Source organism: Nostoc sp., from assembly GCF_036917195.1.
GTDB lineage: Bacteria > Cyanobacteriota > Cyanobacteriia > Cyanobacteriales > Nostocaceae > Nostoc.
On sequence record NZ_JBALDG010000005.1, the window covers coordinates 150,321 to 169,441 of the forward strand.

At 41.2% G+C, this 19,121-nt stretch carries 15 protein-coding genes; 6 read left to right on the forward strand and 9 right to left on the reverse strand.

Annotated elements, in window-relative coordinates:
* The first annotated feature begins 143 nt into the window (after positions 1 to 143).
* Positions 144 to 872, forward strand: a complete 729-nt coding sequence (locus V7K40_RS01250) for a HEAT repeat domain-containing protein (protein ID WP_334956004.1) — start codon at positions 144 to 146, stop codon at positions 870 to 872.
* A gap of 248 nt (positions 873 to 1,120) precedes the next feature.
* Entirely contained in the window at positions 1,121 to 1,348 is a 228-nt protein-coding gene (locus V7K40_RS01255) for a hypothetical protein (RefSeq protein ID WP_334956005.1), read from the forward strand.
* Here V7K40_RS01255 and V7K40_RS01260 read toward each other — a convergent pair.
* The 7 genes from V7K40_RS01260 to V7K40_RS01290 all read right to left on the reverse strand — a co-directional run bounded on the left by V7K40_RS01260 (position 1,334) and on the right by V7K40_RS01290 (position 9,335).
* Positions 1,334 to 1,993: a 2OG-Fe(II) oxygenase gene (locus tag V7K40_RS01260; protein ID WP_334956006.1), complete on the reverse strand. Its 660-nt coding sequence runs from the start codon at positions 1,991 to 1,993 to the stop codon at positions 1,334 to 1,336. The genes V7K40_RS01255 and V7K40_RS01260 overlap by 15 nt on opposite strands.
* A gap of 28 nt (positions 1,994 to 2,021) precedes the next feature.
* The gene (locus tag V7K40_RS01265; RefSeq protein ID WP_334956007.1) at positions 2,022 to 3,032 is read right to left on the reverse strand and encodes an iron-siderophore ABC transporter substrate-binding protein; all 1,011 of its coding nucleotides are present in this window, start codon (positions 3,030 to 3,032) and stop codon (positions 2,022 to 2,024) included.
* The gene (locus tag V7K40_RS01270) at positions 3,032 to 5,674 is read right to left on the reverse strand and encodes a TonB-dependent siderophore receptor (RefSeq protein WP_334956008.1); all 2,643 of its coding nucleotides are present in this window, start codon (positions 5,672 to 5,674) and stop codon (positions 3,032 to 3,034) included. Before V7K40_RS01270 ends, V7K40_RS01265 begins: the two co-directional genes overlap by 1 nt.
* Before the next feature lie 205 nt (positions 5,675 to 5,879).
* Positions 5,880 to 6,845, reverse strand: a complete 966-nt coding sequence (locus tag V7K40_RS01275; protein WP_334956009.1) for an AraC family transcriptional regulator — start codon at positions 6,843 to 6,845, stop codon at positions 5,880 to 5,882.
* Between the two features lie 558 nt (positions 6,846 to 7,403).
* Entirely contained in the window at positions 7,404 to 8,063 is a 660-nt protein-coding gene (locus V7K40_RS01280) for a hypothetical protein (RefSeq protein ID WP_334956010.1), read from the reverse strand.
* A 707-nt stretch (positions 8,064 to 8,770) separates the two neighbouring features.
* Positions 8,771 to 9,043, reverse strand: coding sequence for a hypothetical protein (locus V7K40_RS01285; RefSeq protein ID WP_334956011.1), 273 nt, complete (start codon positions 9,041 to 9,043; stop codon positions 8,771 to 8,773).
* A 109-nt stretch (positions 9,044 to 9,152) separates the two neighbouring features.
* The gene (locus V7K40_RS01290) at positions 9,153 to 9,335 is read right to left on the reverse strand and encodes a hypothetical protein (RefSeq protein ID WP_334956012.1); all 183 of its coding nucleotides are present in this window, start codon (positions 9,333 to 9,335) and stop codon (positions 9,153 to 9,155) included.
* A 42-nt stretch (positions 9,336 to 9,377) separates the two neighbouring features.
* On the opposite strand from V7K40_RS01290, the gene V7K40_RS01295 reads away from it, so the two are divergent.
* The 3 genes from V7K40_RS01295 to V7K40_RS01305 all read left to right on the forward strand — a co-directional run bounded on the left by V7K40_RS01295 (position 9,378) and on the right by V7K40_RS01305 (position 13,401).
* Positions 9,378 to 9,542, forward strand: coding sequence for a hypothetical protein (locus tag V7K40_RS01295; RefSeq protein ID WP_334956013.1), 165 nt, complete (start codon positions 9,378 to 9,380; stop codon positions 9,540 to 9,542).
* Positions 9,543 to 9,912: 370 nt separating this feature from the next.
* A complete protein-coding gene (gene pruA, locus V7K40_RS01300) occupies positions 9,913 to 12,885 on the forward strand; it encodes an L-glutamate gamma-semialdehyde dehydrogenase (protein WP_334956014.1) in 2,973 nt (990 codons plus the stop codon).
* Between the two features lie 60 nt (positions 12,886 to 12,945).
* On the forward strand, positions 12,946 to 13,401 hold the full coding sequence (locus tag V7K40_RS01305; RefSeq protein ID WP_334956015.1) for a GNAT family N-acetyltransferase: 456 nt from the start codon (positions 12,946 to 12,948) through the stop codon (positions 13,399 to 13,401).
* 64 nt (positions 13,402 to 13,465) lie between these two features.
* Here the strand turns inward: V7K40_RS01305 and V7K40_RS01310 are convergent, their stop codons facing one another.
* The gene (locus V7K40_RS01310) at positions 13,466 to 14,911 is read right to left on the reverse strand and encodes an MFS transporter (protein ID WP_334956016.1); all 1,446 of its coding nucleotides are present in this window, start codon (positions 14,909 to 14,911) and stop codon (positions 13,466 to 13,468) included.
* Positions 14,912 to 15,295: 384 nt separating this feature from the next.
* Positions 15,296 to 17,518 carry a PAS domain S-box protein gene (locus V7K40_RS01315; RefSeq protein WP_334956017.1) on the reverse strand — a complete coding sequence of 741 codons (2,223 nt, stop codon included), beginning with the start codon at positions 17,516 to 17,518 and terminating at the stop codon, positions 15,296 to 15,298.
* 569 nt (positions 17,519 to 18,087) lie between these two features.
* Here V7K40_RS01315 and V7K40_RS01320 point away from each other — a divergent pair.
* Positions 18,088 to 19,014 carry a cobalamin-binding protein gene (locus V7K40_RS01320; RefSeq protein WP_334956018.1) on the forward strand — a complete coding sequence of 309 codons (927 nt, stop codon included), beginning with the start codon at positions 18,088 to 18,090 and terminating at the stop codon, positions 19,012 to 19,014.
* Positions 19,015 to 19,121 lie beyond the last annotated feature (107 nt).

The window sequence follows — 19,121 nt, forward strand, 5'->3', positions numbered from 1 at the left end:
TTAATCCGTTTCGACTAAATATTTACCACAGATAAACCCCCAACCCAACTGCAAAATCAGGGCTAGGGGGTTTATGTATGATGTCAACTACGGATAGCTTAAGCTACAATTGGCTGACGACTAATTACCCATGAGAAATTATTATGAATAACAGTGATCTTGCCGAAATATTGATCCGGGCTGTGAAAGAAGCAGACTCCTCGGATCGCTTATTAGACGCAGTTCAGGAGTTAGCAGCAGTTGGTATAGAGGAAGCTGTTCCCACACTAATTGCAGCTTTGGGCTACAACAATCCAGGGGCAGCAGTGGCGGCGGTAGATGGACTGATTGCGATCGGGGAAGTTGCAGTACCGCCACTATTGGAACTAATTGATGACTACAACTACGGCGCTAGAGCCTGGGCAATTCGTGCCTTAGCGGGAATTGGTGATGTTCGGGCGCTGGATACCTTGTTAGAGGCAGCAAAAAACGATTTTTCCTTAAGTGTGCGGCGGGCATCTGCCAGGGGATTAGGCACTTTGCGCTGGCATCAAGTACCACCTGAAAAAGTGGAATCTGTTCAGACTCAGGTATTAGAGGCGCTATTACTAATTTCTCAAGATCCAGAGTGGGTAGTGCGCTATGCCGCAGTGACGAGTTTAGAAACACTAGCCGTTGCAGTGGCAGTCACTTCACCTGATCAAGCATCGCGGATCACAAATCAACTCCAGCAAATGCTCGATACAGATGCCGATCTTGGAGTTCGCACCCGTGTAAAATTTGCACAGGAAAAAATTCAGCAACAACAACATCAAGAAGTGTTTGCACCTAAAAGAAAGCTAGAAGACACTGAAGTGACTGAAGTGACTTATCGTGGCGGTGGAAGACGTTAAGCAATTCGTTTATTGCCGATTCCAATTACATAGAATACAGCCTGTCGTGAGTGTTTACTGAAAGTTTCACTTTCCCAACTTGAAGTTTCATGTTCCAAGCTTGAGCTTTCTGGCACTATCGTATTCGGGGCAAAATGACCTATGGGTTTGATGTGGAGGTAAGCCGCCGCGTCAAATCAAACAGTTTTATCTGGGCTATTGAGAAACTGTGTTACTTCAAGGAGTGAAAGTCACTAAAACTGATCCTTATGAGCTTGTGGGAGTTGCATTCACCCGTGATCCTATCAGTGGAGAACTGGGGTACATCAAAGCGTGAAAAAACTCTCACCCTCCAGACGTTTCGGGAATACAGCCAGCCATTCGATATTGAGGAAAACTTTTTGGATGACAAGGCAGGTGGCTTTGAGTTAGAACGCTCTCAATTTGAGGAAAATTCCCCTCAGAGTTTGCTAAAAAAGAACCTAAGATTCTGGTAGCCAAAAGGTAGTCGCTAGATGCAGACGGTGTTGAGTTGCATTCAAGGAAATGGGGGAAACCATGTGCCAAGAGCGATCGCAACGGACAATAGCAACTGAATATTGAGACAATGGTGGAACTTCTTTAACTACAGATGTAGTCTGATTATCTTTAAGAACTTGAAAATACCCTCCCCACTCTGGGTTCCATCCTTCATTGAAATAGAAAAGTTGAGTTACATGTTTACGCGGGATATCTGTATGAGGACGGTTCCAGAATCCTAAATCATGTCGTGTTAAATAAATTGTTAATGAATGGTTTTTCAAATCCAAATTAGTCAGATGCTCCATCGCCTCTCGATAATCAGGAGTGAGAAGTTCTTCAATCAATTTTTGCCAACTAAAACTCAGATCCTTGATATCTTGTAGACCTTTGTACTTACTTTCATCCAGAATGCAGCGTGCAAAAAACCTGTAGTCATCATATGTATATTCCGGGTATCCATCTGGCTCAAACTCTCTAGCATGATATTCTTTATAGTTTGTAGTAGCAAAACTATTTGCTAGTTCAGATTGTACTGAAGTGTCAAGCAAGTTTTCAAACACAATCCATTTATAAGGAATTGACTGCATAGTTGCATTACTAATTGCACTCAAGTTCAACATAATCCCTCTTAAAAAACTTTCAAATAGTTTATTGCTGTTTAACTAAATATCGCTCCAAATCGTCTATCATCCGATTGGCTGCAAGGGGGCCAAACTGAACCCAGTAAAACCCCACCTCATGAACTTTTTTCTCCTGGACAACTTTCAACTTTGACCACAACGGTTCTGCTTTCAGTTGCTCAAGTATTGGGTGTAAATCCCTTGTGCCCAGTACGTCTTCTGATACTAGAAATAAAATATCCCCGTCTAACTCACTCAGGAGTTCGTTTGATAAAGCGTAGGCAGCAGGGCCACCCCCTAGACTCAGGGTTGCTTGACTATCTAAAGTTTGAGAGTAAGGACGTGCAACACCCGCATCTTTAAGAATAACTCCTGAAAAACTTGCCTTCGCCCACAGCCAAAGTGCATCAGTACGCAATTCGGTAACCGAGACTAAAGTTGTATTCAGGCGATCGCCCATTTTTGCTTTAAACTGTTTTAAACGTGCATAATAATTATCCATTACCTGTTGGGCTATTTTAGTTTTACCCAGAACACGGGCTGTGAAAGCAAAAGATTCTTTCCAAGCTCCACTGGTTCCAGGAGGAGCCAAAACAGTAGGCGCAATGTGTGATAACAGTGGATAAATATCTTGATGAAAATGCATACCAAGAATTAGGTCTGGTTTGAGAAACAAGACTTTTTCGATACTAGGAGAGAGCCAATCTACATCTTCAATACCTGATAGCGGGCCTACTAATCGCTGCAATTGTGAGACAAATAACTTTGAGGCAGCTATAGGTTTGATCCCCAACGCCAAAGCATTTTCTAAACAACGACCACTAAGCACAACAACTCGTTGAGGATGAGCAGGAACTATTGTCTTACCCATAAAGTGCTGAACTACTCGAACTTCACTTAAAGAAGAAACACTCTTGTCATGGCTAACTTTTGGGTAATTAAAAAAGAAACAACCGTTTAGCCACACTACCACAGCAAGCAATCCTAAAAGGGGTAGGCATAGGACAAAACACTTGGCTAACCAATGAGTTGTTCTCATTAAAATTCCCACTTCACTGTCAACTGTGCTGTATACGGACGACCAGGAATAATTCTTTGGAGATAGTCAAAGCTTGCTTCATAATATCGAACATTAAATATGTTATTCAAGTTGAGTCCAATGCTAAAGTTATTATTCCGATAGTAGAGAGCTGCATCAGTGAGAAAGTAGCTTGGGATCGTATATGTATCAAAACTATCTGGCATTTGATCTCCAACGTAGTTAAAGCCAATTCCACCTCCAAAACCTTTGAGAGAGCCAGTAAGAAAGGTGTAAGTTGTCCACAAACTAGCGACATGCTGTGGTACTCCTTCTACTCGATTCCCGACTGGAAGATCATTGTCTTTGGTAATGCGTGCGTCTGTATAACCGTAGAAGCCAATCACATTCCAACCAGGAAGAATTTCTCCGGTGACACTCAGTTCTACTCCCCGACTTCTTTGTTCTCCTGTTTGCACCTCAAAATTGGGATCGGTAGGATCGGTAGTCAAAATGTTAGTTAGTGTCAGTTGATATAAAGCAAGTGTTGCTGAGAGTTTGTTATCGAATAAATCAGTCTTAACGCCCACTTCATACTGAGTACCTAGCTGTGGTTTAAAAAGGCTATCATTTTTATCTGCACCCGTTACTTGTTCAAAAGAGCGGCTATAGCTGGCGTAGAGTGAGACAGGCGCTATGGGTTGATAAACTATGCCTACCCTTGGACTAAAGGCAGAATCAGACTGGACACTCGCCGTTGATGCAATCCGATTGGCAAACTCATTCTCTACTAAGTCATAACGTCCACCCACAAGTAGTTTGAGGTTATTGGCAAGTGTCACTTGGTCTTGAAGATAAAAGCCTAAAGCATCATCTCTAAAGTAGAGATCAAGTCTTCCAAAAGTATCACCTAGTGGTCGACCATACACTGGGTTAAAAACATCAAGAGGGGCCGCAACTGCTCTAAGTATATTAATACTTTGGGTTTGTCTAAATAAGTCAAACCCTGCCAAAAGTTTATGTTTTATATTACCAGTGTTGAAATCACCAATAACATGAGTATCTAAAGTGTAATCTTCATACTCTGTTGGCTTTGGAAAAGTAGTCAGTGTTCTTTCGACAGTGCGGTTGTCTGCTTCCAGTAAACTGGTAACAGCTGTTTCACGTAAATCAAGGGTTAAAAATGCAGCTTGAAATGAATTACTAATAGACCAGTTATCGTTAAAACGATGTTCTAGATTGTAATTATATCTATGAAGCTGGCGGTTAAAAAAATCAGTCGGTTCCCCTAAATAACGGTTAATAGGGATTTTGCCATTTGGGTTAGGAAGTATAGTTGCACTAGCAATCTGCTCCAAACCAGTACCTAGCGACTGTTGTATGTCTTCATATTCTGAATCAAAAGTTAGATTTGTATTTTTCCCTATACGCCAATTAACAACAGGCGAAACGAAAAAACGCTTTTCATTATAAAAATCAGTAAAGTCTTCTGCGGTTCTGTAAGAAGTGTTTAAACGATACGACAGACTGCCATCTTTTGTTAGAGGACTAGAAAGGTCAAGTGAAGGTTCAAAAAGTTCATAACCACCACGCCTTACCTCTAAAGCATAGTAAGGCTGACTCAAAGGCTTTTTAGTAACTATATTAATGATTCCACCTGGATTGACTTGACCATAAATTACAGAGTTTGGCCCTCTAACAACTTCTACTCTATCTATATTTGTTAGCGAACTTGAAAGAGCAGCACCATCTGCAAAGCGGTCTTTGACACCGTTTCTATAAACGTTTCTGGCTCTAAAACCTCGAATAGAAAAAGTGTCTGCAATTCGAGATGAAAAATTATTTTGGACAACGCCAGCATTTCTGAGTATCCCAATTAAGTTACGCGGTTGTTGGTCTTCGATAACTTGCTGAGGAATCACCTGAACCGAAGCGGGAATATCACGCAATGGTGTATCTGTTTTCGTTGCAGTAGTTGCATCTGGTATCCGATAGTCTGTATTTGGTGGAGCAGTCACATTTAACTCAATGGGCTTTTCTGGCTCTGTTGTAGATGGTTTTTGTTCTGGCGTTGTTGTTGGCTGTTGAGCAGTAGAAGTACTAGGGGTCACTCCAAAAACTAAACCTTCTTTTGTACTATCAAACAACTCCACCGCAGGCGCACCCATCTCCCCAGTCACCGTTACCCGCAATGTGTTCGCATCTAAATTTGCAACTGTTACTTCTGCAATTCCGGCTACTGGCTTTGATTGTCTAAAATCCCCACTTCTTAGTTGCAACTTAGCATTAGGGATATCTGCAATATAGGAATTATCCTCAGTTTTCGGTAAAACTTGTAACTTAAGAGAATTAGCTGTGACTAAAATTAACTCTATCCCTTTATCAGTAGAGTTAACCTGAACATCCGTAACTAACACCACATTTGTAGTTGCTTGACTAAGTTCAAGAAGTTTGTTCTGCTCTCTAGGTACTCTCCATAAATATGAAGCATTAGTTTTAGGAAGCTCTAGCTGATTCAATCTTTGAATTTCTTTGAAGACTTCACCTGAACGCACTAAAGTTTTTTTGACTAACGGTTGTTCAGAATATGCTGGATTGACTAAAGTTAGAGAAACAACAAATATTAACCAGCAAACAGCAGTATATTGTAGTTTAATAAACATTTTACATCCACTCCTCAACGGCTACTAAGTCTTGAAATTGGCAATTAAGTATAATTTCCTTCTCAGCCCCTAGTTCCCAAGCACTATTACTAATTAAGTTGGTGAAAAAAATGTGTTTATACCAACCTAATTATTGTAAAAATATACAACTTTTAAATATTTGCGTCTTATTCGAGCCGGAATTTTTTTATTCCATCCGGAATTTTTATTTCTGGCAAGACTTAGGAGTTACCCCAAACTTCTTACGAAAAGCATTACTAAATGAAGGTAGGCTAGCATAGCCTACTGTCTGTGCAACTTCTGTGACTTTCATATTTCCTTCAATAAGCAGCTTATAGGCTAGTTCCATCCGGCGGTGGTGCAGATAGCCAAATACCGTAGTCCCAAAAACCTGTTTAAAGCCTTGCTTCATTGTGCAATCATTTAAACCAACTTGTCGTGCTAGTTCGAGAAGAGAGGGTGGGTTGTCTAAATGTTTCAACAAAATTTCCCTAACATCATAGATGCAGTCAATATCTGATGGTTTGAGTGGATTAATCTGCAAGCAACCTTGCTTGATTTGTACTTCTTGATCAACTACCATTGCAACTAGTTCCCAAATCTTACCTTCAAGATAAATTTGTTTAGTAAAGCCTTGGTAGGGACATTGAATAATTTGCTGCACTGCTATTTGCATTGCAGGAGTTTGAGTTCCATAGCGTTCATAAGTCGGTTGATCCCAACGTCTAATAAGATGTTCTAATTCTCTTGGAAGTTTACCAGATGTATTTTCTGCAAAGCTATGAAACACATTTGGATGTATGTGAACAGCTACTTCTACTATTCGCTGTGATTTAGCCTCGAATACATCACACTCAGATGCCATCCCACTACCACTCAAAAAGTATTCTCCGGTCTTGAACTCAAGGTCTTTAAATTCGCTCTTTAGCAAAACAAAGAATCGAAATTCTAATGGATGTTTTCGCTCATGACATTTTAAAATTAATGATTTGGGCTGCTGATAATTGGATATATCTAAAGATATGCCATCTCGTAGCTGAATCTGTCGCCAATATCCTTCCCCAAATTGATACTTTCTGGTAATATCAAAATTATCTAAAATATTATTGTTAATTATATCTGCTTGATCCAGTAATTTTAAATAATCTGCTTGTGAAAGGATAAGTGTCATAGTAATAGTAACTTTATAAAAACTTGGATATTTTTATTATTTATATTTTGGAATTTTTGATTGCTGTACTATATTGTTGAATGTCAAAATTTAATAAACCTTTTTTATAGCGATGACACTAAAAGTTATAATTATCTTTTAGCTGGATAACATCTTTTTCAGTAGCAATGAGTGGTTACCATAAATAAATGTTTTTTTTATTAAGTTTATATGGTAATCTTGGTGGATCTATCTGTCTTAATAAAGTAAAAATAAAAAAAGCACATTGATTAATTAAATTTGATTTTGTTGGACTAAAATGTTTCCAATCAAAAATTAGCTAAAAATCCTTTGTTTCAAAGGATTATAGCTAGCTCTCTGCTCATGGCGTTGCCAGACCAACTAATAATAGTTAAAATTATCACTGAACAAGTATTGTAAATGTAATCAATTTAACAGTTTAATCAAGTTTTACCAACAATTACGGTATACTGAGAAAGCAAGTCTTAATTGAAGAGATGGATTGCGATCGCACTTACAAGATGACGAACAATTTGCCAGGTGATTACCCAGTCTTTATCAAAAACCACATCCTGAAGCCAAAGACTGAATTTCTGCTTGGATATTGCCACGGGCAGATGGTTCGGCGAACTCTAACATTAAAGGCGTAAAGTAGATAGGCGATCGCTGTAAAAATCCTTCTAAAACCTGCCGACGACCTGTGATATAATCTGCCTCTGCCACCCAGCTATATTCTTGACGAATGGCATGGGCGTATTCTGGATATTGGATTGGGTCAGTAGCCAAAATCGCTAAATCTGCATCAAGTAGGACTTGGCTATCATAGTCATCCACCGCAGCTTGGTGGGCTTTAGTGTTCAGAATCAGACGCGTGACAGTAGTTATGGTACTTTCTGGAATATTTAAGTTACTCAGCATTTCAAAAGCATAGTCTGCGCTTCGTTGTTCATTATCTTGAGCTTGAGTGTCATACACTACATCGTGAAACCAGGCAGCTAGTTGAACAGCAGCTAAGTTGTTGGTGTAGCCTTGCAAAATCTGAATTATGCTCAGGATGTGATCAATGTGTTTGAGTGTATGGTAGTAGCGACCAGGGGTAGAGTAAGCTGCAACTAAGAAATTAAAGGCTTTCTCAGCTGCTATCTGGTCAACACCAAAGGGTTGGAGTGTGTGTTGCCAGTTAGAAAATAAAATATCCATGAAGTTTTCTGTAGGCATAGAGTGAGTATACCCATTCTTAGTATTGGAAAAATAAGTACATGCTGTTAAAACAGCAGTAGAAGACTTCAAGTAGAACCTCACCTTCTAACTCCGTTAGGAGAAAGAGGGGACATTTCCTCCGCTTACTTGCAGCTACGGTGTACACACAAGTATGACCAGCATAAGTTTCAATTCTAGTAGTTTCGTAGGGTGGTCATGGACACGCCGAAATAACAAATGAGTTCGTCGAAATAACAAATGAGTTCGCCGAAATAACAAATGCGTTCGCCGAAATAACAAATGCGTTCGCCGAAATAACAAATGCGTTCGCCGAAATAACAAATGCGTTCGCCGAAATAACAAATGAGTTCGCCGAAATAACAAATGCGTTCGCTGAAATAACAAATGAGTTCGCCGAAATAACAAATGCGTTCGCCGAAATAACAAATGCGTTCGTCGAAATAACAAATGAGTTCCCCGAAATAACAAATGAGTTCGCCGAAATAACAAATAGACCTCTTGCAAAAATCCTTGAATCACCCCTCCCCTTGTAAAGGGGAGGGCGCAAGATTTCAAGTTTCCCCCCTTTATAAGGGGGGATTAAGGGGGGCCTATTCGACTTATGCAAGAGGTCTATTATATCCCTTCCCCCAATTCCTCTAACAGTACACCTGCCTCTTCATAGGCAACCTTGTAAGTGTAATCAGGGGGGCCATCGCAGGTTGCTAACTCTCGTGCTTCCCTAGCATGAGATAATCCTTTTCTCTGTCGCCATCTGCTAGTGCTAGCTGTGCCAGAAACAGATTTACATCTGCCCCTTGCAGCACATAACCAGAGCGTTCTGTTATCTCTAGCGCTTCCTCAGCCAACCTTAACGCTTCATCTCGCTTTCCTGTTGCTAACCGCAGTCGGGCTAGTTCCAGCAGAATATCTGCCTCAAATGTTACTAAATTAATCGCACGACAACGGGTAATTGCCTCAGTTACAGCAGTTTTCATGTATTTGAACCACATCTGTCGTAAGGGCACAGCAATGCTGTGCCCCTACCGTGTGGTCTATTTACCTGAAAATAGCTGTAAATGGCGATCGCTTTCCTCTATATTGCCGTTAACTCGATAGGCTGCACCGAGTAGCCAGTATACCTGCACACCCGACTAACCACCAGGTTGATTGTCTGGTGAACTTATCCGAAAAAACTTGCTGTTGAATCGCCGCCGAGAGTAGGTTGCCGACAAGATTAACGACTAAGCCAACAAAAACTCCAGCGATCGCATACACAGATTTAGACACAGTAGTTTTTCTCCTACTAATAGTAATTATTGCGACGGAGTAATGCCGCCACAGCAGGTACTTAACTTTAAATATGCCCAGCCGAAGGTAGATATTTGGGCAGTTGCGGCTTGTCTGTACAATATGCTAACAGGTTGTTTCCCCCGCAACTTCACAGGCGATCCCTTTCTGGCAGTTTTACAAAATGAACCTATACCAATTAGCTAACGAGATGCGACAATTATGCAACCACTAGCGCAGGTGATTAATTTGGCGTTGGTTGATAAGCCAGAAATCCACTTTAAGAGTGCTGCTGAATTTAAGCGGGCGTTGTTAAATGCGTTGTGATGGTAGAGTTTACAGTAGTTTTTATGTATTTCATCTACATCTGTGGTAGGTGTCTTGCGCCCCTACGATAGAATATTTTTTTAATTGCAAGTCCCTAGAACAGCACGGTGTAAGTAAATTGCTTCTCACCTTTGGCGAATATTCCGAATTACGAATTCAGCATCATGGTGACAGCTAAATGAAAGCGTCAAAATAGAAGACACAGGCTTTGTACAAAAAGCCTTGCCTTAATTAACGGAGTTTATTATCAGTGGTATTACAAGTACAAGCAAGCACCTACGAAGCTAAAACCCAAGAAATTGCTAAACAACTTCTAGCAGCAACGCAGGAAAATCGTTCGTTTTTTTCTTCCCTGCGGGATCAAATGCGCTGGGATGATAAATTACTAGCTTGGGCGATGAGTAATCCTGGGTTGCGGGTGCAACTATTTCGCTTTATAGATACGCTACCAGCTTTGCATAGTAAATCAGAAATTGCCTCACATTTACAAGAGTATCTAGGAGATGAATCTGTAGAATTACCGGCAGCTTTGAAGGGAATGCTAAACTTTGCTAACCCCGACTCTATGCCCGGACAAGTTGCTGCTACAACCGTTGGTACAGCGGTTGAAACTCTCGCTCATAAATATATTTCTGGGGAAAATATTAAACAAGTCATCAAAACAGTTGAACGACTGCGAAAAGAAAAAATGGCTTTCACCATCGATTTACTTGGTGAAGCAGTGATTACCGAAGCTGAAGCGCAGTCTTATCTAGAACGGTATCTAGAATTAATCCAACAATTAGTGGAAGCATCGAAAAATTGGGCAGTTATCCCGGCTATTGATGAGGCTGATGGCGAACCAATCCCAAAAGTTCAGGTTTCTGTGAAGTTAACGGCGTTTTATTCCCAATTTGACCCTTTAGATGCTAAAGGTAGTGAGGAGCGAGTTAGCGATCGCATTCGTATTCTCTTACGTCGTGCTAAAGAGTTAGGGGCAGCTGTACATTTTGATATGGAACAGTATGCCTATAAAGACATAACTCTCAGCATCTTGAAAAAACTGTTACTAGAAGAAGAATTTCGGCAACGCACAGATATTGGCATGACAATACAAGCATATCTGCGTGATAGCGAGCAAGATACCAAAGATTTAATTTCTTGGTTGAAACAGCGCGGTTATCCTCTGACAATCCGCTTGGTGAAAGGCGCATATTGGGATCAAGAAACTATTAAAGCAGCGCAAAAGCATTGGCCACAGCCAGTTTACAACGACAAAGCGGCAACTGATGCTAACTTTGAAACCATCACTCAGTTATTGCTAGAAAATCATCAATATGTGTATTCTGCCATTGGTAGCCATAATGTGCGATCGCACGCTCGCGCCATTGCCATCGCTGAAAGTTTAAATGTCCCTCGTCGTCGATTTGAATTGCAAGTCCTCTACGGGATGGGTGATAAAGTTGCCAAGGCATTGGTTGACAAGGGTTATCGGGTGAGAGTTTACTGTCCCTACGGTGAATTATTACCTGGGATGGCGTATTTAATTCGGCGATTATTGGAAAATACAGCTAATAGTTCTTTTTTACGGCAAAATCTCGAAAATCGACCGATTGAGGAGTTATTAGCGCCGCCGATTGTCAAAGAGGAGAAGAACTCTTTTACTCCCAACTCTCATTTCCTTGGGGCGGCAGATACCGATTATGCGGTAGATGAGGTAAGAAGGAAAGGGGTACAAGCTTTCCAAAGCGTTCGTCAACAATTGGGTAAAACTTATTTGCCGTTGATTAATGGGGAGTATGTTAATACGCCGGAATTTGTTGATTCTCTCAATCCTTCTAATTTCAGCGAGGTAGTTGGTAAAGTTGGATTGATGAGTGTTGAACAAGCAGAACAGGCGATGCAAGCTGCTAAAGCGGCGTTTCCTGGGTGGAGGAAAACACCAGCTAAACAACGCGCTGATATTTTGCGGAAAGCGGGTGATTTGATGGAACTCCGCCGCGCTGAACTTTCAGTTTGGATAGTTTTGGAAGTTGGGAAACCAGTTAAGGAAGCTGATGGAGAGGTTTCTGAGGCGATAGACTTCTGTCGGTACTACGCTGATGAGATAGAACGGTTAGACAAAGGTGTTAATTACGACATTGCTGGTGAAACTAATCGTTATATTTACCAACCACGGGGCATTGCTGTAGTGATTTCTCCCTGGAATTTCCCGCTAGCGATCGCTTGTGGAATGACTGTTTCAGCTTTGGTTTCAGGCAATTGTACTCTTCTGAAACCGGCCGAAACATCTTCTATCATTGCTGCCAAGCTCACAGAAATCTTGGTAGATGCTGGTTTTCCCAAAGGTGTATTTCAATATGTACCTGGTAAGGGTTCCCAAGTCGGCGCTTACTTGGTAAATCATCCAGAGACTCATGTAATTGCTTTTACGGGTTCTCAAGAAGTAGGCTGTAGAATTTACGCAGAGGCGGCAACTTTGAAACCCGGACAAAAGCATATGAAACGGGTGATTGCTGAAATGGGCGGCAAGAATGCCATTATTGTAGATGAAAGTGCTGATTTAGACCAAGCTGTTGTGGGGGTAGTGCAATCGGCATTTGGTTACAGTGGCCAAAAATGTTCTGCCGCCTCAAGGGTGATTGTGCTGGAACCGATTTATGATACCTTTGTGCAGCGATTGGTGGAAGCGACAAAATCCTTGAATATTGGGGAAGCAGAGTTACCGAGTACACAAGTTGGGCCGGTAATTGATGCCAATGCCCGCGATCGCATCCGCGAGTATATTGAGAAAGGTAAGGCAGAAGCAGAAGTGGCGTTGGAATTACCAGCACCCGAACAAGGGTATTTTATCGGGCCTGTCATCTTTAGTGAAGTATCGCCAAATGCAGTAATTTCCCAGGAAGAAATTTTTGGCCCTGTGCTGGCGGTAATTCGGGTGAAAGATTTCCAGGAAGCGTTAGTAGTCGCCAATGGAACTAACTACGCCTTGACTGGAGGACTTTATTCTAGAACACCTTCGCACATTCAGCAGGCGCAGACAGAGTTTGAAGTCGGGAATTTGTACATCAACCGCAATATTACAGGAGCGATCGTTGGGCGGCAACCTTTTGGCGGATTCAAACTTTCTGGAGTCGGTTCTAAAGCAGGCGGCCCCGATTACTTACTGCAATTCCTGGAACCACGCGCGGTGACAGAAAATATTCAGCGCCAAGGTTTTGCACCAATTGAAGGTGCAGATTAAAGTATAAAAGTAGGGTGGGAAAAAACCCACCTTTTTTTATTTATTAACTGTATAGATTTGATGAGTAATTTAGTTATAAAAGTGGCTGATTTACGTGAAGAATTTCCGCAAATTCAGGCAATTAGAATATCAGTTTTTCAGCAAGAACAAGGGGTAGATCCTGCTTTAGAGTTTGATGGGAAAGATGATATATCCGACCATTTGATTGCTTATTTAGATGGAGAAGCTGTAGGTACTACTAGAATTAGATATTTAGATGAAAAAACTGCCAAAATAGAAAGACTTGCCGTTTTGTCTATAGCTAGAGGACAGGGTATTGGTAAGAAAATTATGGTAGAGGCATTACAGCTTATAGCTAGTAAAAATATTCCAGAAGTTGTGATTCACGCCCAAGAATATGTGAAATCTTTATACCAAAAATTGGATTTTGTAGAAGAAGGAGAAATTTTTCAAGAAGCTGGTATTGACCATGTGATAATGAGAAAAAAATTTTATATTGGACAATTCTTCCTGTAGGTGGAGAAATCCCTAGTCTGAGTGCGACATTGTTTATTCACATCTGTAACCAATCAATTTCGGACTATCTACCTATATCCTTTTTAACAATGAGTGGGATAAGTGACGCTAGTCGTAATATGCCAGACACAATGAACACTTCCTCTATGCCAAAAGACCCAGCAAATTGAGCGATGAAGCCACCTATAGTTGCTCCTAAAGCACCACTCGCCCCACCAATAGCAGCAGCGATCGCAAAATAGATAGACTGATTTTTTACTGATGCAATCTCTATCTGGAGATTATTGCTGCACAAGTCAACTGCTCCCCAATTAACTCCCATAAAAATGTGCAATAGCGGAAACCACAGCCAGAGATCGAGGGGACTAGAACCAATCGTCAGCCACAGCCAGGGGATGACGGCAATTAGAATTCCACAATAAATTATAATCGAACGATTGCCTATTCTATCTGCTAATTTACCCCACACGAGGAGCAGTAGCATATGTGCCCCTGCTCGCAGACTGGTGTAGAAAGTTACCCAACTCACATCCAGGTTCAGCGTATCTAGCAAGTAGAGGTTAAAAAACGGGGCACTTAGGCTAACAGCAAACGCCCATAAGCCGAAATAAAGCAGAAAGACCAAAAAATTAGAGTTTTTCCAGATGCTGCTATCTATCTGATTTTGAGGGGTCGGCATTTGCGGGAGATAGATTGCTTCAGATATCTCACTAGATTCATTTGGTGCTGAGTCTAACTGAATCTCACTTGTTTGAGATAAGCTTGCATGATAGGTGTTTTGTAATTGGGGATTGATATCTACCTGGAAATACTGACACCCCAAGCTCACTATTCCAAAGATAATCCCGAAGAACAAAATCACTCCATAACCTTGGATACTCCCCCCATACCAATGTGATACAGCTAGACCGGCTATTGGCAAGGTGAGTAACTCGGTGAGGTTGGCAAAGCTATTGCGTAGCCCAAAATATCTACCTCGTAATTGCCGTGGGACTAACATTGCTATCCAACTGAACCACGATGCAGTTCCTAGCCCTCCTAAAAGATGACTGCATACGAGAATCAAGAGCGACAATATCACCAATTGGTTTGAATTAAGCCCTCCCCAACTAAAGCTAGCAATGCCAATTACTAAAATCAGCCATAGTAGCCGAGCAATTCCATGAGTGCGAAGGGAATTCTGAAAGCGGCTAGTACTGCGTTCAGACAAGTAAGCACCCATCGGCTGAAAGAGATTCGCTAACATGGGGATAGAGGATATCATGCCAAACACCACCGGACTGGCATCCAACTGCACTAAGAAATTACCCAGCAAAACCCCACCAGTGGCAATATTGAAAACTGCTGCGAAGATACCATCGGCAGTGGAGGCTTTCAAACTGGTGCGAATAGCATCTTTGGAAATTCGCGGGGTGGGTGTTGAAGTAGGAGTGAGTGTTGTTGATGGCGAACCAATCTGAGCAATTTCTAGAGTTAGAGGCACACCTGTCTCAGGTTGAAAAGAATCCATAAATTTAATATTTAAGAGTATAAGAGGTTGTTTGAAAAGTGGTTGGCTGTGATTTTAGGCACTTATCGATCCCCCTAGCCCATACCAGTCGCTCCACTTGGGGAAACCCCATACGCTCTCGCGTTCGCAGACTCGTTGGCAGAGCCTCTGGTAGAATTGAGGCTGCGCTATATGCATTAATACTAATAATTATTAATGATTTACGATTGCTATTTAACCACCATTAGCCAGATATTGGAAATCTTCGTGTATTACACTATGAAGTGCTAAATGTGGCATAAAGTGCTAAACCAGTAAAAGTATTGCACAAAATACTTAGAATATAGAATATAGATGCTGTATTGGCGAATTGGGACTAAAAATATGAATGCGATCGCGTAGTATTTATATTGGTGTTTCGTTCATCCGAAAATCGCTATGATTTAAATATCGCATCAATATTGACTCTAATTCAACTACTCGAATTGGTTTAAGAAGATAGTCGTTAGCACCAGCTTGCACAATAGAAAGCTTCTCTGGAGGTTCACTAAAGCCCATCATCACCATCGGCAAATGTTGCAAAGAAGGTTCTTGTTTAAGAATATTTAGCAAATCCCAGCCCCTAACATCATCTACTAATTGGACATCCAAAAAAATTAAATCTGGCTGTAGGGTTCTCACTTGTTCCAAAAATTTGTTTTTGTTGTTTATCCACTTGGCTTGGTAGCCAATTGTCTGGAGATAATTTTGCAACACTATGCCAGTGTTTTCTTCTTCGACTACCAAAATAGTTTTATTTTTGGGGAGAACTAGGGAAGATGAGCAAGATGTTGCTTCAGTATCTTCCTTAGCTTCATCTGCCGCTGTTAGATACAATGGGTTTGGTAGAAACAAAGTAAACTGACTCCCTTCTCCCAAAATCGATGTCACAGTCACATCTCCACCATGCAAACGCGCTAATTTGCGTGTTAAAGCTAAACCCAAACCTGTGCCTTCATACTGCCGATTTAACTGACTGTCAAGCTGTTTAAACGGTTCAAATAGAAATTGAAACTGATTCGAGTCTATACCAATTCCAGTATCTGAAATTGTAAAGGTCATCCCTTGCGGTACTTTTTTGACTACCAGTGATACCTGACCGGCTAGGGTGAATTTAATGGCATTAGTAAGTAGGTTGAGTAGCATTTGCTTGATGCGCCGCTCATCAGCAATTAGAATATCCGCTTCTAGGTCAATTTCATATGTGAGTTGCAATCCCTTTTCTAAGGCGCGATCGCGCACTGTCCATATGGCATAATTACATAAATCTGACACTGGCAAAGGTGAGAGTAAGAGTTCCTCTTTGCCTGCTTCTACTTTAGACAAGTCAAGGATATCGTTAATCAGTTCTAGTAGGTGTTCACCACTACTATATATACAACTTACATATTCGTTCTGCTTTTCATTGAGAAAGCCAACTATTTCTTGTTGCAACAACTGTGATAAGCCCATAATTGCATTCAGAGGTGTCCGCAGCTCATGGCTCATGGTTGCTAAAAATTCACTTTTTGCCCGACTAGCAGCTTCTGCTGCTTCTTGAGAAGCACGCAGTTTCAACTCTATTTGCTTGCGTTCAGTAATGTCCTCAATCATCGCTATAAAAAACTCTGCTTCACCATTGCTGTCTGGTATAACAGAAACAGAGATATGAGTCCAAATTAAGCTACCATCTTGATGCAGGCAGCGTCTTTCCATTTCAATGCGATGTCTATCGACAAGCTGTTCCTGAAGTTCGGAGTGTTGAAAACCGAACCTTGAAGTTTTCCCTGAGTTTGTGCGAATTTTTGACACCAGTTGTTTGTAACGTTTTAAATCCCCCCTTTCTATAGAAATGTAGTTTATAAAGTGCTTGCCGGATAACTCTTCTCGGCTGTACCCTAAAATCTCGCACAGTGCCGGATTAGTATCGACTATTTCCGCTTTCATATCTATAAGTCCAATGCCGATAGAAGAACGCTCAAAAATCGCCCGAAATTGCGCCTCACTCTGTCGCAGTTCCTGGACGACATTTCGCTCGCTTGCTTCTATAGCCAGGGTCACGAAATCTGCAATCGAGCCAGCAAAAGTCTCTTCTTCCAAAGTCCATTGGCGACTTTCGCCTATGTGTTCGTGACAGACTACGCCCACCAAACGACCCTCTAGCCAAATTGGTGCATCCAGCAAGGATGTGATGCCTAAAACAGAAAGATAAGACTCAGATAATTCTTTGGTTCTTATATCGTTTCTGGCATCATTTGCGGCAATGGTACGTTCCTCTTCTAAAGCCTGGAAAAAAGCTGGATAATTTTTTTGTGAAAGTGAGTTACCAAAGCTATGCTCCTTAGTACTCACATCATATAAATCGATGCATTCAATTTTTGAACGTTCTTGATTATATAACCACACCCCAACTCGCTGCACTAAGAGCGTCCGAGCAGTAGTTTCTGTGATTTCCCTTAAGACTGCATTGAGATTACCTTGCTGAAATGTCTTGCTTTTTGCTAGTTCCACCAGTGTCTGACTTTGTTTTCGCCGACCATTTTCTTTGATTTGTAAAGCCTCTTGGGCCTGCTTGTGCTCTGTAATATCTCTAGCTAACACCACCTGCATTAGTTGCCCTCAAGAAAAAATAATTTTGCCTTGCAGTTCTAAGGGGAAATTAGAACCGTCCTAGTATAACTACAACAATTACTTCATCGGGTTTTTCATAACCGGAAAGTATATTTTTTCTAATCAAATCAGATGATTCTGGACAAGGAATTCCAAACTAGATTTTGCTCATAACTTTTATTACTTCATGCCAGTGATTTTTGCTAGAGGATAATTAATATTTAAAATAATTTCACTATCAAGTAATTCTACTATTAAGTAGTATAGTAGTATTTTGAATTTGGGTCTAGGGAACTGTAGGAAGAATGAAGTAGGGAGTGGTGTAGTTTCATTACTTGAAAAGCGATGTAAGTCAATTTGTTGCTTAGTGCTGATACCAATTCTTTGTGAAACTGCACAAAACCAAGCTTGGTGAGACGAACTTGGGGATTTTGCCCCAAGTTTCAGGAGCAATTTCACAGATAATCGGTATGACGACCAAAACAACCTTGATTCTCCTAGAGAAAGATACCTAATGACTCAAATTTTGCCAAAATTAAAATGACGCTAGCTTTTATGGAGGTGAAGCGATGACGGATAGTAATGTGAGAATAGTTTCCCTAATTCCCGGTGGAACAGAGATTTTAGCGACACTAGGGTTGGTTAATGCTATTGTGGGGCGATCGCACGAATGCGACTACCCTCCAGAAATCCACAATCGCCCCATTTGTACCCAAGCCCGCTTAAACTCTAATGCCTCCAGCAGCCAAATTCATGATGACGTGAACAATTTATTACAATCTGCTCTCAGTATCTATGAAATCAAAACAGATGTTTTAGAGCAGTTGCAGCCTACCCACATTCTTACTCAAGACCAGTGTGATGTCTGTGCTGTTAGCTTAGACGAGGTTGAAAAGGCAGTTGCCACACTCATTCATAGTAAACCTCAGATAATTTCTTTACAACCTAATATTCTCCAAGATGTTTGGGCTGATATTGAGCGAGTCGGCAACACCTTTGAAGTAGACTCGGTTAAAGTTCTAGAAAACTTAGAAGCTCGTGTCAAAATTTGTCAGCAAAGAATCCAAGGACTTTCTTTAAATGAAGTGCCTACTGTCGCCTGCATCGAGTGGACTGATCCTTTGATGATCGCCGCCAATTGGATTCCTGAATTAGTCAACTTAGCAGGAGGACACTCTCTGTTTAGCGTTACAGGTCAGCCTTCTCCTATCTTGCCGTGGGAAACACTATTAGCAAGTAACCCAGATATCATTGTTTTTATGCTTTGTGGCTTTGATTTAAATCGCACTCGTCAAGAAGCCAATTTGTTAACTCAACGTTCAGACTGGGAAAAACTGCACGCTACCCAAGCCGGTAGGGTGTACATCACTGATGGCAATTCATACTTTAATCGTCCAGGGCCGCGACTGGTAGATTCTCTAGAAATTTTGGCTGAAATTTTGCATCCAGAAATTTTTCAATACGGCTACAAAGGAACTGGTTGGGAACCTTTGTAATTTAGCTGAATGTGCAATTCAGGTGATTTGGTTAAGGTGAGTTCGATAAACCTCTCCCTGACTTGAACTAAAGTTCAAGTCTGTCCTTCTGGGACTCCCAGAGGGAC